The sequence below is a fragment of the Oceanobacillus bengalensis genome, assembly GCF_003628445.1.
Taxonomy (GTDB): Bacteria; Bacillota; Bacilli; order Bacillales; family Amphibacillaceae; genus Oceanobacillus; species Oceanobacillus bengalensis.
Map to the genome: position 1 here is coordinate 24,765 of NZ_RBZO01000034.1, position 17,483 is coordinate 42,247.

At 37.7% G+C, this 17,483-nt stretch carries 9 protein-coding genes and 2 pseudogenes; 8 read left to right on the plus strand and 3 right to left on the minus strand.

What is annotated here, in order from left to right; genetic code table 11:
- Positions 1 to 5 precede the first annotated feature (5 nt).
- Positions 6 to 3,062 (minus strand): Tn3 family transposase, encoded by a 3,057-nt coding sequence (locus D8M05_RS16875; RefSeq protein ID WP_121133899.1) that lies wholly within the window; start codon positions 3,060 to 3,062, stop codon positions 6 to 8.
- A gap of 246 nt (positions 3,063 to 3,308) precedes the next feature.
- Here D8M05_RS16875 and D8M05_RS16880 point away from each other — a divergent pair, with 246 nt between their 5' ends.
- Complete coding sequence (locus tag D8M05_RS16880; RefSeq protein ID WP_121133900.1) at positions 3,309 to 3,914, plus strand: recombinase family protein; 606 nt, start codon at positions 3,309 to 3,311, stop codon at positions 3,912 to 3,914.
- A 233-nt stretch (positions 3,915 to 4,147) separates the two neighbouring features.
- Here the strand turns inward: D8M05_RS16880 and D8M05_RS16885 are convergent, their stop codons facing one another.
- A complete protein-coding gene (locus tag D8M05_RS16885) occupies positions 4,148 to 5,296 on the minus strand; it encodes a zinc-dependent alcohol dehydrogenase (RefSeq protein WP_121133903.1) in 1,149 nt (382 codons plus the stop codon).
- Positions 5,297 to 5,425: 129 nt separating this feature from the next.
- Here D8M05_RS16885 and D8M05_RS16890 point away from each other — a divergent pair.
- The 7 genes and pseudogenes from D8M05_RS16890 to D8M05_RS16920 all read left to right on the plus strand — a co-directional run.
- Positions 5,426 to 5,548: pseudogene (locus D8M05_RS16890) on the plus strand (phosphogluconate dehydrogenase (NAD(+)-dependent, decarboxylating)); the annotation flags it as partial.
- 246 nt (positions 5,549 to 5,794) lie between these two features.
- Positions 5,795 to 5,995: a hypothetical protein gene (locus tag D8M05_RS20650; RefSeq protein WP_182103248.1), complete on the plus strand. Its 201-nt coding sequence runs from the start codon at positions 5,795 to 5,797 to the stop codon at positions 5,993 to 5,995.
- 152 nt (positions 5,996 to 6,147) lie between these two features.
- Positions 6,148 to 7,314 (plus strand): iron-containing alcohol dehydrogenase, encoded by a 1,167-nt coding sequence (locus tag D8M05_RS16900; RefSeq protein WP_121133905.1) that lies wholly within the window; start codon positions 6,148 to 6,150, stop codon positions 7,312 to 7,314.
- 869 nt (positions 7,315 to 8,183) lie between these two features.
- Positions 8,184 to 9,871 (plus strand): annotated as a pseudogene (locus D8M05_RS16905) (TnsD family Tn7-like transposition protein).
- Positions 9,852 to 11,384, plus strand: coding sequence for a Tn7-like element transposition protein TnsE (locus tag D8M05_RS16910; protein ID WP_065180901.1), 1,533 nt, complete (start codon positions 9,852 to 9,854; stop codon positions 11,382 to 11,384). Before D8M05_RS16905 ends, D8M05_RS16910 begins: the two are co-directional and overlap by 20 nt.
- Positions 11,385 to 11,661: 277 nt before the next feature.
- Complete coding sequence (locus tag D8M05_RS16915; protein ID WP_229023850.1) at positions 11,662 to 12,003, plus strand: oxidoreductase; 342 nt, start codon at positions 11,662 to 11,664, stop codon at positions 12,001 to 12,003.
- Between the two features lie 481 nt (positions 12,004 to 12,484).
- On the plus strand, positions 12,485 to 13,618 hold the full coding sequence (locus tag D8M05_RS16920) for a zinc-dependent alcohol dehydrogenase (RefSeq protein WP_065180902.1): 1,134 nt from the start codon (positions 12,485 to 12,487) through the stop codon (positions 13,616 to 13,618).
- 244 nt (positions 13,619 to 13,862) lie between these two features.
- On the opposite strand, the gene D8M05_RS16925 is transcribed toward D8M05_RS16920, so the two are convergent.
- On the minus strand, positions 13,863 to 14,843 hold the full coding sequence (locus D8M05_RS16925; protein WP_048687630.1) for an SDR family oxidoreductase: 981 nt from the start codon (positions 14,841 to 14,843) through the stop codon (positions 13,863 to 13,865).
- Positions 14,844 to 17,483 lie beyond the last annotated feature (2,640 nt).

The window sequence follows — 17,483 nt, forward strand, 5'->3', positions numbered from 1 at the left end:
ATGAATTATTCATTCGGAATAACCTCCAATTGAGCCAACTCTTGGATAATGGCATCCATGTTAACGGATTCCGGATATTTGTTAAATTCGTAATGCCCGTAAAAATTAATATGCTGCCATGCAACGGGGGAAATGCGTTTCAATACATCTGAATTGAGGGCTTCCCTGTCTCTGTATTCTAGCATATTGGATAATAGACTGGCATTGTAAAAAATGATGCAATTGGCGATGAGACGACTGCATTCGTCCCAAATTTGTTGGTCTTGTTCTGTTTTGAAACGGAGTTTACCAAAGTTCGCATAGGATACGGCTCGCTTTAATTTATGATAACTTTCACCCCGATTCAGGGTACGTTGCACATTTTGACGTAGGGGTGGGGAGTCTATATAATTCAGAAGGTACAAACTCTTGATGATGTTATCGTACTCCCACAAGGCCCGCTTGGTTTTGTTTTTGCGGGCGTAAGCACTTAGTTTACCAATGATAATACTCTGTGTTGTAGATTTCAATGCAAGTGACAATAGAATACGCTGGATATTGTCCCATTCCTCAATAATCAGCTTCGTATTGATTTTTCGAACAGGTTTGATGAGGACATCCCCGTATTGGCTCGGGTGTTTGAATCCGTATAACGACTTGCTCACGGTACGATAGATATCCTTGTAGCGGGGCGCAAAATCATAATCAAAAGAGTGAAGAATGGCGAAATTCACTTCATTGGTTCCATGGGTGTCGGTGGAATGCACATCCGGTCGGATATCGGTTGTATTGTTGTATAAAATATCGAACACGTAATGACTTTCATGCTCATTTGCGCCAATGACTCGGGCATTGATGGGAATATGATTGGCCACCGCTGTATAGGAAACGATCCCCTTATTTAAGCCGAAATATTTGGGGGAATGACGGGAGCGCATCGTATGGATCCTCGTCTCAAATTTCTGTCCGTCACTGCTCGAATGAATGACCTCATTAATGTCAAAGTGGTGAAAAATCGGCAGCCTTCGAACAGCATTACTGATGCGATCATTGGCTTCTTTTAAGGTCTCCAATCGTATAAAGTTCTCAGATGTAGCCGCAAGCAGGGGATAACCGATGTCGGAGATTTCACCCATTCTCCCCAACCCCATATTGGTGCCCCAAGCAATCAGACAAGCAATTAAAACCCGATCATCCCTGGCTCGTTTCGCATAACGCCCCAAGATATGATCAAATGCCTCTATAAATTGACAATGTTGATTTGCATAGTGCAGAACACTGCCAATGTCAATAGAGTTCAACGCATCAAAAAAGGAGTGGTTGATGGTTTCTGTTTCCCGTGTATTTGAAAGTATCCAGCGATTATTTGCGCGATGTTTTTTGATATGTTCATTTTCCCCCGACGCAATCCGTTGGTTCACTTCCGTCATTCTGGCTTCAAGTCTCTGTTCCAGTTTCGTTAAATGATCGTGAATGGGTTGGTTGGTATTTGTCAGACCGGCATTGGCCAATAATGTTTCTTTTTGTTGCCACTGCCTGTCATCAATTAGATCGTCCTCAAAACTTCGGAATCGGATACTGTCACGGCAAAAAATATCCCCTGCTTCCAAGCGATTTCGTAAAAGACGGTAAATCAAAAACTCATAACGATCCACCGATAACGTTTTCTGTCCTTCGGCATCCTTTTGATAGATATAACGTTTGACACCTTCCGATAGGAATCGACGGGGTAAACGATCGGAAGAGTACTGCCCCAATGATTTATTTTGACGAAAAACCCATTTCATGAAATCAATGGCTTCTATTAGTGGATCATTCCTTGAAGGGGCTGCAAAATCCACTGTGAGTAACAAAGGCCGCAATTGTCGCTTGAATTGGCCGGACAGCTGATCAATATGTTCCCATTGGAGAGCCGTTGCATCCCATTTTGTATTCTTTATAATTTGATTTGCAAGACTTGAAAGCTTTTGGCGTTCAAGAATGGAAAAAGCCTTCTTTTGAATGTCATGAAAGGGGGTGTCCGCTGCAATGCTGTCATCGGTCAATAATTTTAAAACTTCGCCGGCCTTTTTCATGTTTTGATGATTTTGGGTATAGTGTTCATACACTTGGTCTTTGGCAGACGACTTCGCTTCATCCATATAGTGTCTGATGTTGTATATCAAGGTATTGATGAGATTGTCATTCATCCGTTGATAACGATAGGAGACATAACATAAGAGATAAGTGTAAACCATCCATTCGTCAAGCCTTTTCAGTCTGAAAACCGAGTAATAGTCAACCAGTGAGGCATAGTATTTAATGCCTTCATTCGAAATTCCTAACTTGGGTAACAAGGTTTGGGCAAGTAGGTAAAGGGGCTGAATCTGCAAACCCCGTTCAATCTCATATTTGATTTCCTTCAGTTTAAAATCTTTGGGCTCACGCTTGAGTCGTGTTATTTCATACAAGCCTTCCGTGTCTGAAAGTAATTCCTTTAGGGATTGAATATCAGCCTTTTTTAAACGATTCTGCATTATGGTGATTAATCGATGCTGTTCAAAGGTGATGGCCTGTCCGACCGTATCCTGTATAAAGCTATATCCCGGTACTACGATACGATGTTCAAACAAATGATTCATGATTTCACGGAAGATAAAAATCGGTTTACTTGAAACGGTTGCGGCTTGCCGGGCCTTTTTTTCGATTTGGCTTCGTTCTTCTTCTCCACAATGACGATAGCCGAACAGTGCAAGAATCAATTGCTGCTGCTTTAAACGGGCGTCCTTGCCAATTGAACTCAGATCAACGATCTTCCGACCGCTGAAATGTTCCTCCAGCACGTGTTGAAGGTCATCGGACACTTCATGTAGATCAAAGGTAAAAAACAGATGCTTGACCTTAAAGTAACCCAGTTGCAACACAAAATAAGCCTTGGACTTTACTGAATGTAATCTTTGCAGCAACTCTTTTTCGGGCTGGGAGAGTGAAAAGAAATGACAACGATCTTCATATGTAAAATTCGGTCTACCAAAAATCGCTTTGAATTCATCATCACCCAGAATGTTCAATCTTCTTTGTTGGGTTTCCGTTTCTGCAGACATATTGTACTCTTTTCTGTGCGCGATTATATTTGTCCTGAACCCTTTCAAAAAGTGTACTTTTTGAAAGGGGGTGATTCCCACTATTTTCATATTTCATAATTATAACATAATTGGTTTTGAAATATTCCAATTATATTGTAGATATTTTGAAATTAAAATATAATAAATTTATTCTATAAAAGTGGATTTGTAAAATAATGTAATTCATTTTAATGTAAGTTCGAAAATGAATAGGAGACAGAATACATGAGGAAATTTTTTTATGTAAGGGTTAGCAGTAAAGATCAATCTTTGGAAAGACAGGTTGCAGTTGCAAAAGAAATGGGAATTCCCGAAGAGTATGTCTTCATAGAAAAGGCAAGTGGAAAAGACTTCAAACGGCCAGAATATCAACTAATGAAACGTATGCTCAGGAGTGGAGATATTTTATATATTCAATCTTTGGATAGGCTGGGACGAAATAAACAAATGATCCTGGAGGAATGGCAAGAGCTGATACAAATAAAGGAAATTGAAATTATTGTGTTGGATATGCCCCTTCTTGATACAACAAGATATAAAGATTTGAACGGCATTGAAACATTAATTTCGGACTTAATCCTGCAATTATTGAGTTACATGGCAAAAGATGAACGAAATAGAATAAGGGCACGGCAAAAAGAAGGGGTAGAAGTTGCAATTCGCAAAGGAGTAAAATTTGGTAGAAGGAAAATTGAGATGACTGACACATTTCCATCAGTCTATCAAGAATGGAAACAACAGAAGATAACAGCTGTAGAAGCTATGAATCGTGTTGGAATGAAACGGAATACATTTTATCGAAGAGTAAAAGAATACGAATCGAATCTTTGACTTATACTGCGTAAATACTTGAAGCAACTTTAATTAAAAATAAGGGTTGCTTTTTTCTTAATAAACCTTTTCGGGGGGATATGCAAAAATACCCTAAAATGATTTTAGACTTAAACGAAAGTTAAAATAGCTGTTTTTGCATAAAAAAGCCCCGTTCGTAAAATTACACTTTTACCAACGGGGCTTTTAATGTTCTTCATTGTTAAAAACATGGTTATAACTTTTTGGGAAGGTCAGGGTTTGAGAACAACTTTGACACACCCATCTTCGTGATCATTAAAGATTTGATAGGCTTCACTCGCCTGGTCTAGACGCATTTTATGAGAGACGATTTCTGTTGGATCCAGTTCTCCTTCCGTAATCATTTTAAAGAGCATTGGCATGTAATGGATGACTGGTGCCTGACCCATTTTTATTTTTACATTTCTTTCAAATATGTTTCCTAAAGGGAACTGGTTATATTTAGAGCCGTAGACCCCCGTCAGCTGCAGCGTTCCAAATTTTCTCACAGCACTCATACCGATTTCGATCGGGCTGATGGTTCCGCCAATAAGCTTCATCTTTTGTTCGACAGCTTCGATTGGTGTTTTTTTCCCATCCATCCCTACGCAATCAATGACGGCATCTACACCGCCACTTGTAATTTCTTTAATATGGGAACCCATAGAAATCATATCATCAAATTCATCAAAATTAAAAATCTCAACATTGTTCATTTTTTTGGCACGTTCAAGCCTATAGGGAAGATTATCGACGGCAATGACTCTTTTTGCGCCTTTCATCCAGGCAAACTTTTGCGCCATCAAACCAATGGGTCCACAGCCGAGCACGGCAACTGTATCCCCTTTTTTCACTCCTGCACTTTCAATGCTCCAATAAGCAGTTGGCAGTACATCAGACATAAACAGTAATGCTTCATCTTCAAGTTCAACAGATTCAGGAATCACGAAAGGCATAAAATTTCCATAGGGAACACGCAAATATTCAGCCTGTCCACCCGGATGATTCCCGTAACGCTCCGTAAATCCAAAATATCCGCCTGTATCAACTTCTGGATTTGGGTTAGAATTATCACATTGGCTCTCCAAATCATGCTGGCAATAGTAACAGCTTCCACATGAAATGTTAAATGGGATGACCACTCTATCCCCTTTTTTCACTTTTGTTACCTCTGGTCCGACCTCTTCTACAATACCCATGGGCTCGTGGCCAACTACATAATCTTTTTCAGCTGGCAAGGCACCTTGATAAATATGTAAATCAGACCCACATATCGCTGTTGATGTAATGCGCACAACAATATCGTCTTTTTGTTGAAGCTTCGCATCTGGAACTTCTTTCACCTGCATATCCTTGGAACCTTGAAAAGTAACTGCTTTCACAAGTAAAACCTTCTATTATAAATTCATATAACTCTTATAATACCCATTGAAGAAATTAATTATACTAACGTATCACCAGTAAACTGAGAGTAGCACAAATCATTACTCATGCAAGTTCTGAAAAAAGAACAAAGTACTACTCAAGTCATCGCCATGTCTCTTTTTATGCGGTACCGGTCTTTAGATAGGGATACCTTTACCGGTAAAGTCATAGCTATCCTTCGGAACGAGTTTGGTGGACATGCAGTGTAAAAAAGCAACTAGGCTAATTTGTGTGAATTCGGTAAAGGTATCCGATATCATAACAATAGAGATAGACCCTTATTACGAAATAATTTTAGGGATAGAGTATTTTTTGCTAAGGGAAGAAAAATACTATGACAGTAAAAGAATTATTTTCGCATTCGTATGAATTCTGAATTTAGTTCAATAACACTGAGAGAAACAAAAACGAAAAGCTTATTTGCTGTCAAAAACGAATACGAGAGAGACGCAACTATGGAACTAGTTGGAGAATGGCTTATAAAAACAAATGCTTTCAAAGAAGTTATAAATGAACTGATTCAAAAAAAGAAAATGGAAAACGTTCAAACAGAGGAAGACATTCAAATAGTTTTAGGAACGACAAGGTTCTTGGAAAAATTACTTAAGATTAAAACAGAAGAGATATTAAGTGCCGTTGTAGAGAGGGATAACTGAGGTTTCTTAATAATAACTACCTTTTTAATAAAATACTATTGATAACGTTACATGGTTCCACTAATGTTTTAAAAAAATTGATAAGGGAAATTTACACTGAATGTTTTTTGAACGCTTGCCTACTTTAATGCAGAAAAGGAGAATTTACACACATGAACCGTTTTACTATTCCGAGGGATGTTTATTATGGAGAAGGATCTTTAGAAGTTTTGAAAACCCTTGAAGGGAAAAAGGCAACTATTGTTATCGGAGGCCAGTCCATTAAAAAATCAGGCTATCTTGATAAAATAGATGCTTATTTACGTGAATATGGATTTGAAACACAGCTCATTGATGGTGTTGAAAATGACCCATCTGCAAAAACCGCTTTAGAGGGTGCAAAAAAGATGGAGGAATTCCAGCCGGATTGGATCATTTCCGCAGGCGGCGGTTCACCGATCGACGCAGCTAAATTAATGTGGATTTTTTATGAGAATCCGGAGCTCGCATTTGATAGAGTTAAAGCACCAAACCCACTACCGGCTTTACGGAAAAAAGCACGCTTTGCGGCGATTTCTACAACGAGTGGCACAGGTACTGACGTATCACCTTTTTCTGTTATCACGGATCATGAAACAGGAACGAAATATCCGGTATTTGGTTATGAGATCACGCCGGATATTGCCATTATCGATCCGGAGCTGACATATTCGATGCCGGCTGACATTGTCGCCTATACGGGAATGGACGCATTAACGCACGGAATCGAGGCCTACGTATCAACGATGCATAACGCATTTAGTGATCCGTTGGCGATACAATCGGTTAAAATGGCAGTGGATAATATTGAAAAATCAGTAGTTGGAGATAAAGCAGCGAGAGCAGAGATGCATTATGCCCAGGCTATTGCGGGAATGGCTTTCTCGAACGGGTTTTTAGGCATTGTACACAGCCTATCACATAAGAGTGGCGCGATTTTTAACATTCCGCACGGCCTTGCGAATGCTCTTTATTTGCCATACGTGATTGATTTTAATAAAAAGGCGGACGGTTCCCGGTTTGCTGATATCGCTAAGATGCTTGACCTTTCTGGAAACACAGAAGACGAGTTAATCGATTCCTTAACGGATTTGCTTCGCCGTTTAAATAAATCGCTAAACCTTCCGTTATCGCTGCAGGAATTCGGTGTAAATGAGAGTGAATTTGAAAAACAGCTGGATCGAATGGCAGCGGGAGCGATTGAAGATCCGTGTACACCATCCAATCCCCGGGAAGTATCTGTAGAAGAAATGAAAAAACTTTATATTGCTGCATTTAAAGGTGAAAAAGTAACTTTTTGATGGAATCAAAACGGAACTGCCCGGGCAGTTCCGTTTTTGTTCGTTTCAATCATTTTAAAACCTCTCTTAAATCTAAGCTTTATTAATCTTTCAGTAAGGTGTTTGGTTCTCATAACAAATCTTGCGTAAAAGTGTACTTATCTACAAGATATGCGAAGAGAAAATACACCAAAAAAGAAAAGACAAATTTAGTAAAAGGGCATTCACTTTTATTCACCGAACTTAACACATAAGTGAAAAACATACTTGGAAACCTTATTGAAACCCGTCGCACACCTTTAGAAAAGTGCTGCATTAAGCTTTTTATCAGGCACATATGCTGAAGCTTATCTTGAAAGGATGAGGAAAATCATGACTCAAACGGAGGATCAACGTGTTGAAAACCTATACTGTATAAAGGATGCACTGTTCTGTTTGTGGCACTTAAAAAATGCTGTTCGTGGCGGTATATTTTTTGAATACGCTGCGCTTTACATGGAGTGGCGGATGGGTTAGGCTAATTGCCCAGAAAAGTTTGTTGCTCTGGTCTTTTCAAAAAAATCTGTCCGCAGAGGCTCCATGTCAAGCGACAAAATCAGAATGAATAAATTAAAAGACTGCTACTAAATTGGAGCAGTCTTTTTTATAAATATAGACAAGCCTTAAACAGAATTATGCATGGTTCTTGTTAAACGAAACCAGCTAATAAAAACTAATGTAACATTCCATTATAGGGCGCGATTGTTTAATAACAAGCGCCCTTACTGCTGCATTGGGTGATTAAACACAGGAGTCGTATTTGGATAATTCTGAATCAGCCATTTTCGAGGGGTTGTGCAAAAATACCCAGTATTGAGATTGGCAGCCATTTTAATATTCTCGCTAATCAGATGGGCACGCATTATTCGGCAGAAAGTTTATTAGCCAAGCATACAATTTATCCTTTTTATGCTCCGTTTCTTTCCAAGCAACGCCAGAAAAAACTTCTACAAGATGTTCAAGGAGATGGAAAAGGACTTTATACAAGACTTGGAATGGTTGCAGGAGGTATTTGTAAAAAGGATGGACTCTATTATTGTCCAGAATGTGCAGCTAATGATATCGGGCAACATGGAGAACCCTATATTCATCGTGAGCATCAACTACAAGGGATTCATTTCTGCGCACATCATGAATTGAAATTAAAGAAGTATCCTATCGATTTTTCAAAGCAAAGTCGAATTGAGTTTATTCGATTTGATAAAAAGCTAATGAACTTATCGATCCTTCAAGAAGTTGAACCAAAAGAGTTTGTAACTATTCAAATTGCTTTGGCAAAGATGGCCAATCAACTGCTACAAGTCCCAATACATCAATTTTCAAGAGAAACTATTAATCTTAAATATCGTGTTCTTTTACGTGAGCGTAATTTAATAACAACTTCTAATCGAATTCGGCAAAATGAGCTATACAAAGCATTCCAATCAAAGTTCCCAAAAGGATTTTTAGTTAAGTGTGAATCAGCAATCGATGTTGATGATGAATACAATTGGCTGAAGGTCATTACACGCAATCTAAAACGTCATGCACATCCTTTCCGTCATTTGCTTATGCTTTATTTCTTAGAACAAGATGTAGATTCTTTTTTACAAGTTGAAGCTGATACAGGTCCTTTCGGTAGTGGCCCATGGCCTTGTTTAAATAAAGCAGCTAATCATTATAAGGAATTTGTGATTCCTGAAGTAAATGTTACGAGAGATTTTAAATCAAAAGCACCCATTGGTACGTTTGAATGCTCTTGTGGATTTACGCTAGAAAGGGTCCTGATAGATTATCTGAAGATAAATATCGTATAGGTCGTACAAAAGCGTATGGAGATGTCTGGAAGGCTAAATTACGTGAGTTGGAAGCCGAAGGGACGTACAGTACAAGAACATTAGCTAAAATGCTTGGTGTAGATTCGAAAACGGTTAAAAAATATCTTTCTTCAGAGATAAAAATCGAAGATTTATCAGAAAATGATATTCCTTCGATGTTGCTAATTTATCGAAAACAATTATTAAAAGGAATGCGGCAATACCCAAGTTATTCAAGAACACAAATTCGTAAGTGTTTCCCAAAAGAATATATGTACTTGTATCGTCACGATAAAGAATGGCTGTTTGAACAGTTGCCTATAATTCAGGAGAAGAAGAATAACCAATCAATTGTCGATTGGGCCTCACGTGATCGAGAATACTGCTCTAAAGTGGAGAAGCTTTACAAGGAGCTAATCGAACTAGATAAACCTGTTCGAATTACAATCTCGATTATTGGAAAACGGCTTGGAATATTATCAAACTTGGAGAAACATCTTGATAAGCTCCCCCAGACTAAAAAGCTCCTATCAGAAACTACGGAATCTACTCAACAATTCCAAATCAGACGTTGTTGTAAGATTATTGACCGAATATTACAGAGGCAAGAACCAGTTGTATTATGGAAAGTACAGCGTATTGGCGCTGTGAAGTCACATCATTTTCATGAAATAAAACCGTATTTGGAAGAATATTTACGAACAAAACAGGAAGTGAAAAGTTATGAGCAAACAACAGGTTAAAATTGCTTGGCCTTTTGCAAAAGGTGAAAAAGCACAACTGCTATGGATTGGTGAACCATTCCGATATGATCATAAAATGATGATTAAAGCTTATTTTCGCTCACAAGGCCGTTCAGAAGGTATATTAATGGATTGGGGTACATTACCATGCCTAGCAATCCAACATTTTTATACTGATGGCATCATAACGGCAAGTAAAGCCCCTGAAGGTGTACAAGAGATAGATATGACTATTTATCCTAATAAAGTTAAATATCACGAACGCCCTTGGTCTATTCAAGGAAGCAGTGATCCTGCAACTTCTCGTAGTTTCGTGTTCTCTTTCAATGGGAAGAATGTTATTTTACCAGTCATTGAAGTATTGCGTAGCATATTAGCTCCTAATGGCTTTCTTTTATATCGCTTGTTTGAATCGAATTCATTTCCTCAGTTCTTCACAGAAACATATGAATCTAATAAAATTCATCTTAGCTTTTCATCACAATATGAATTGAAATACACAAAGACTACGTTCATTTATCAATTGGTGTGGTTGTTGACGAACCGTGATTTACTACAAGCTTATGAAAATATAGCATTTACTTGGTTGCAGGAAAAGACTTTGAAATTTGAATGGAACTTTACACAACCGATTACAATAACAGCTCGTGTAAAGGAGAAGAATAACATGTGTACAGTATTACAAATTGTTAATGTGAAAAATAAAGATATTCCGTACCAACATATTTCAATTTCACATCCAGAAATACAAGATCAAGAGAAATCCAATGAGGCAAAGAAATATACTTATCATTCTCTGAATAGACAGGGTGATGAAGAGGGCTTTACATTAGATGAACAATTAGATGGTTCTACAGAAGACTTTGATCTTGTACAAATGAATCAGTTAAAACATGAATATACATCAATTCCCAGAATTGAACGTGTTAAAGGTAGTCTCTCCAAGCAACGAATGAAGGAAGATGAAAACACAAAGAAATACTACATTAATCATGATTCTATTCGATCTACAGCAGACAGTGGTGGCCAAAAACTTGTTCGAGGCTTAGAGCATAAAATGCTACATGAAATTCGGGCACAAGGCGAGCTGCAAGATTTTATTAATGTGTTGAAAGTAATGGAACAGCACCCCAAAGTACAGGCGATTAGGGCTTTTACCGATGTGCTACCAGAGGGCATAGGGGAACGTAAATTTATAAAGCTAAGTGATGGTGTAACGAAAAGACGATATGTGATTGCTGAAATATCTCTTATGAATGGTAAACAATTCAATATTGTGGAGATAGAACGTGAAAATCGTTCGCTGTCGATCCTCATTTTATCATCGTCTACTATTCATAACTGGAACTCTATTTATAAGAGTTTACTTGTGAACCTTGTTAATGACAATGGCACCTGGACAAGTAAAATATTAAAGATTATTGAAAATCAAGGTGTTATTGTGATGAAGGCGAAGCATAGTTCTAAAGGTGTTCAGCATAGGAGTAAGGTGTTGTTAAATAAGCTAGTATAATGAATCCTTTCAAATAGTTAATATTTACAGCTCGCTTATTAAAAATCATGTTTTCAATTTCTTTATATGTAAAATTATATAGATTCAGAAATTTGGGTACATACATAGAAAGAGTAACGAGTTTTTAATGAATAGAATTATTTAAATCTGACATTATTCATGCTAAAAGTCGTATTAAATATCATATTATCAAATTCATTGTCGAATGCAACAAATGTTTAGCTTTTCATTTGAAAATAGTTGTTCAGATTAGCTATCCGAAAAGACTAAAGGCGTTTTGCGAGGTATTTTTGCTCAAACTTTATTCCAAAGCTACACTGCATTCTCTGAAGGCCAAGGAACAAGCGCAACAGATTCAGCATTTGGAACTGGAGCTACTCTTGCAGCGTTAGCTAAAAAGTACAGCAAATTACCTGTTATCGCAAATGGAAGCCTTCATGACTCAGAAAAAGCAAAAGAAATTATCGAAAAAGGTGAAGCTGATGTTATCACTTTAGGTCGTGGAGCTCTTGCTAACTATGACTGGGCAAACAAAGTGAAAAGTGGAGAACAACCAAATGAATTTGAACCGGAGAAGACATTAAGTCCTGATGCTAAAATCAAAGGATTTGAAGTATAAATATCCTTCATCCAACAGTGTTTTACTTGAAAAGCCAAATTAAAAAGTTGATTCCTGTAGTTTAAGGAATCAACTTTTTTAAGTTTAAATTGCTTAGTGTCTAAAATTTTCAAAATGTTGGCGTTATCGCATTAAAAAAAATATAAATAATATTCCGACGAGCGCGATTCCGGAGTAATGATAAAAGTCCAATTTCTTAATTTTAATGTTTAAAAATTGGGCTTTTTATTTATAGTGCAAAATAGCGCTTAAAGTGAGTGCAAAATAACTCCTAAAGTGACAAGGAGCCAACATATTATCAATAGGGTGTACCCTATTGATAATAAAATAGACTATCGGTTTTACCAATCAGTCTATAAATAATTGTGCAACTTCTTTAACTTACATAAAACAATTACGCTAAGAGTGTATATTATTTACTTTCTTTGTTAACCATAGTTAAGACTGTTAACAGTATTAGAAATAGGAGGGCGCTGCTTTTATGAAGGCTGTAACTTATCAAGGACCAAATCATGTACAGGTTAATCAAGTAGAGGATGCAAAATTAGAAAAAAAAGACGATATTATTGTTAAGATTACTTCTACCGCTATTTGCGGATCTGATTTGCATTTATATCAAGGTAACATGCCATTACCCCCAGGATATATTATTGGCCACGAACCAATGGGTATTGTGGAAGAAGTTGGACCTGAAGTCACAAAAGTAAAAAAGGGAGACCGTGTTGTCGTTCCCTTTAATGTTTCATGTGGACATTGCTTTTATTGCCAACATGAAATGGAAAGCCAATGTGATAACTCAAACCCTCATTATGATTCTGGCGGATACTTTGGTTATACTGAGAAGTTCGGTAACCATCCGGGTGGTCAGGCTGAATATTTAAAAGTCCCTTTTGGAAACTTCACTCCCTTTGTTATCCCGGAGTCATGCGAATTGGAGGATGAGTCACTGCTCTTTTTATCGGATGTTCTGCCAACAGCTTATTGGAGTGTAAAAAATGCAGGTGTAAAATCAGGCGATACAGTTATTGTTCTTGGATGCGGACCTGTTGGGTTGATGGTACAAAAATTTGCCTGGATGGAAGGTGCAAAGCGTGTAATAGCAGTTGATTACTTGGATTACCGAATCAATCATGCGAAAAAGATGAACAATGTTGAGGTATTTGAGTTCACAAAATACCCTGATATGGGGGAACATTTAAAAGAAATCACACATGGTGGGGCAGATGTCGTCATCGATTGTGTAGGTATGGATGGAAAGAAATCCCCCCTAGAGTTTCTGGAACAAAAATTCAAACTGCAGGGCGGAACCCTTGGACCTATTCAAATTTCTACTAAAGCTGTCCGAAAGTATGGGACAGTGCAAATGACTGGTGTTTATGGAGGTAACTATAATCTATTTCCATTAGGTGCATTTTGGATTAGAAATATTAATCTTAGAATGGGACAGGCTCCAGTCATTCATTTTATGCCAGAATTGTTTAAAAAAATAACAAATAACGAATTTGACCCAAGAGATATTATCACACACAAAATGTCCCTTGAAGAAGCAAGTCATGGTTATCGAATTTTTAATAATCGTGAGGATGAATGTATAAAAGTCGTTTTAAAACCGTAATACTCTTCTCTTTCCAAAAAGACTTCATACTTTGTATAGAAGTCTTTTTGTCTGTTATTATTTAGATTATTGGATAATTCAGCTCGTAACTTGGGTAGCAATAATATGGTGGTCTCAGTCCTATTTTTGGCATGGGCCAGGAATCCTCCATATAGACCATCTTTACTTTTTCATTTGAATGGTTTACTAGCAATAGCTTTACTTCTGGATTAAATTCATATCTCAAAATGGTAACCCCCTTCCATTAGGAATGTGTGGATTCTCCCCCATCAACATGAAGAACTTGACCAGTAACAAAACGAGAATCATCAGAAGCAAGATAGACAAAGGTTGGTGCGAGTTCAAATGGATGGGCAACTCGTTCCATTGGATTAAATGCTCCATATACAGCGACTTGGTCTGACGAGAAACTTGCTGAAATAAGTGGGGTCCAAATTCGGCCGGGGGCGACGGCATTGACTCGGATCCCTTGTTTCACGACATTTTTAGCCAAGGCACGTGTCCAACCAACTATTGCGCCTTTTGTGGCCGTATAATCAATCATTTGCTGCTCACCTACATACGTCACCACTGAAGAAGTGCCAATTATTGAGCTGCCTGGTTTTAAATGAGGAAGCGCTGCTCTTGTTGTGTAAAAATGAGAGTATATATTAACTTTGAAGGTGTCATCGAATTGCTCATCTGTAATGTCAAGCAGACTTAGTTGTTGGAATTGGATACCAACGTGGTTACAAAGAATATCGAGACGTCCAAACGTATTTACTGTTTGTTCTACAATGGAGATACACTGTTGTTTGTCTCGCAAGTCCCCAGGCATTAGAAAACAACGTTGTCCGAGTTGTTCAATCCTCGTTTTTGTTCTATTTGCATCCTCATGTTCATCTAAGTATGAAATAGCAACATCTGCGCCTTCTTTAGCAAACGCAATTGCTACTGCTGCACCAATACCACTGTCACCCCCTGTAATAAGTGCTACTTTTCCTGTTAACTTTCCACTCCCTTTATAGTTCGGGTTTTCGATAATTGGAAGGGGCACCATAAATTTTTCCACTCCGGGATGGCGCAGCTGGCGCTGTTCAGGTAAACTTATCGGAATTTCTTCGTAACGTGTGATTTTACCATAGTTAGGGTACATGGGATAAGGTTGAGTTTTCATGTTCGCTTTAAACATTTGTTGCATTTGCTTTATTTGGTCTAATTGACGACTTTGATCCTTTTGATCCATGGAAACCTCCTATAGAAATAATTTTCTTCTATAGAATGTTTATGTTGTTCACTATCAAAAAAGTAAAAAAAGTATAAAAAAGTAGTTTACTTTCAACACAGAAAAGCCCCCCGTGATCGTCTAACACAACTCAGTTCAGTTCGTTTACTGTAGATTTAAAATAAAGTCGTACCGTTTGTAAAAAAGATGTACCATTTAAAACAAAGTTATACCGTTTATAAAAAAGTTTAATCGTTATTGAAGGATAAATATTAAGAAAATGTTGCTATATCAGGGTTTATAATATATTTTGATCGAACTTTTTTATAAAAATTGCACACCGATTCACAAGAAAATAATCCATTTTGATGAATCTTTTTTTCAAAAACGGATTTATTAATACAGCGATAAATCAATGATTATTAAGCGTTTTTAATCAAACTTTTTTACAAAGCTACAGTTCTTGTCTCTATCTAAAAATAACGTACCTTAAATAAAAATAACGTTCCTTAAATAAAATTAATGTTCCCAATCCGAAGGTTTTTCCGGTACTTTTCCGGCTGGCCTTCGGGTTTTTTTGTGCCCAATTCAGCGGGATTCCAATCGTATTCCAATCCCATTTTCAATCATAATTCAATCCAAAACCAATCGGTCTTTTCAATTCTGTATCCCTCCAAACCTTTGTCCTATATGGGTTCAGTCTGACTCCAGTTCTTTTTCAGTTGGATTCCTCACGCTATTGATTCGGTATCCTTTCCAGTGTTTTTCCTCACAATTTAGGATCAAAAGGTCCTCTGTTTTTCATTCGGGATTCTTTCGAAAAGGAACGTAATTAATTTTATCAAAAAGGCGGGAACGTAATTTTTTTATAAGAGAAAACGGAATGGGTGTGAGCCCTTGGGAGAGAAGGGATTGAGGGTGATGGTGGTCAGGTGTCTAAATAGAATAAAGTTTGCAGAATGAGAAAAAAGACTGCACGAAAAGAAAAAAGTTTGCATAGAGCCTCGTGGGGTGTATCCAGTGTATGGGTATATTCACGGGGCTTTTTTATGTGAATCTGGGGTTTTACTAAGGCTTCCCGTGTATATCAAAGTTCTCCTTACGGAGTTGGAATTCATGTATAAGAGGTGTTCCTATAAGGAGTACTTGAACCAAGTATATAAATGAAGGCTCACGTCCAGCAACTTATAAGACGCCTCAAGCAAGTTTCTCGCTCCACATATATAAATGATTAGGCATAGATCACGTGTGAGTATGGAACTGGTGGTGATACGGGAGAAACCGTAAGGTGTATGTGTACCCTGTTACTGCACAGAAGGGAATCATACTATGTATGAGGCTAATGATTAGATTATCGGATTGGGAACGTATCTACGATACCTCTATCGTTTATTGATTTGGAGAAGATTTGAAAATTACTATTCACAGATAAAAGAGAAAAGTCATGGGTAATGGTGCGTGTTGTTTTGGGCTTTCCTTTTTATACAAAGCCCCTAAACGTATCCAGAGACTGTGATCGTATCTAGGTTTACTGCTGAGATGAGGCTTACCCTTGTGGGGAGAATCATTCCTGCATAAGTACAACACAATGGATGTTCGTCTCACTAGAGGAAGCATTTGAACCAACCTAATCAAGGATAAGCCCACGTCCAGAAATATGTATTACGCTTCAGACAGAAGCACTCGCCCATAAAAATAAATATATATATAAATAAATAAATAAATAATTAGGCATAGGTCACGTGGTAAGTAGGGGAATGGTGGTGGCACAAGCAAAACCGTAAGGTATAGTAGTGCTTCCTATTATCGCAGTTTACAACTCTATAATATATTTAGTAACTGTACAAAGTAGGGGGAAAAGGAAACCAGACTATGTATGAGGATAGTAGATTAGCCATTTGATTGGGAAGGTATCCAAGATACCTCTCTTTGGCTTTATTATTTGGAATCCCTGCATAAGTACAGCACAAGGAACGTTTTCATGTTTCACTGAAGGGAGCATTGGAACAAACCTAATTAAGGATAGTCCACGTGTAGCAACTGGTAATACTATTTAGAAGGAAGCACTCGTTCATAAAGAAATATATATAAATAAATAATGGGGTATAGGTCACGTGGTAAGTAGGGGGATGACGGTGGTATAGAAGGAACCGTAAGGTACTATGTATAAGGCTGATGGATTAGTTTAAAGAATATGGAACGTATCTACGATACCTCTACCGTTTTTTGATTTGGAGAAGGTTTGAAAATTACCATTCATGGATAAAAGAGAAAAGTCATGGGCAATAGTACGTGTTGTTTTTGGTGTTCCTTTTTATACAAAGCCCCTGAGTGTATCCAGAGACTGTGATCGTATCGAGGTTCACTGCGAGGATGAGGCTTACCCTTGCGGGATGAATAATCACTGCATAAGTACAGCACAAAGGATGTTCGTCTCACTAGAGGGAGCATTTGAACCCAACCTAATCAAGGGGAAGCCCACGTCTAGAAATATGTATTAAGCCACGGACAGAAGTACTTGCCCATATAAATAATAAATATATGTATATGGTAACTTAAAAGTGAGCCACCATAGCAATTGAAAACTGAGCCACTTTTGATAGAAAATAACCCTAATGACATGTTAGGGGGAAACATCAGGAGTGATTATATTGAGTGAGA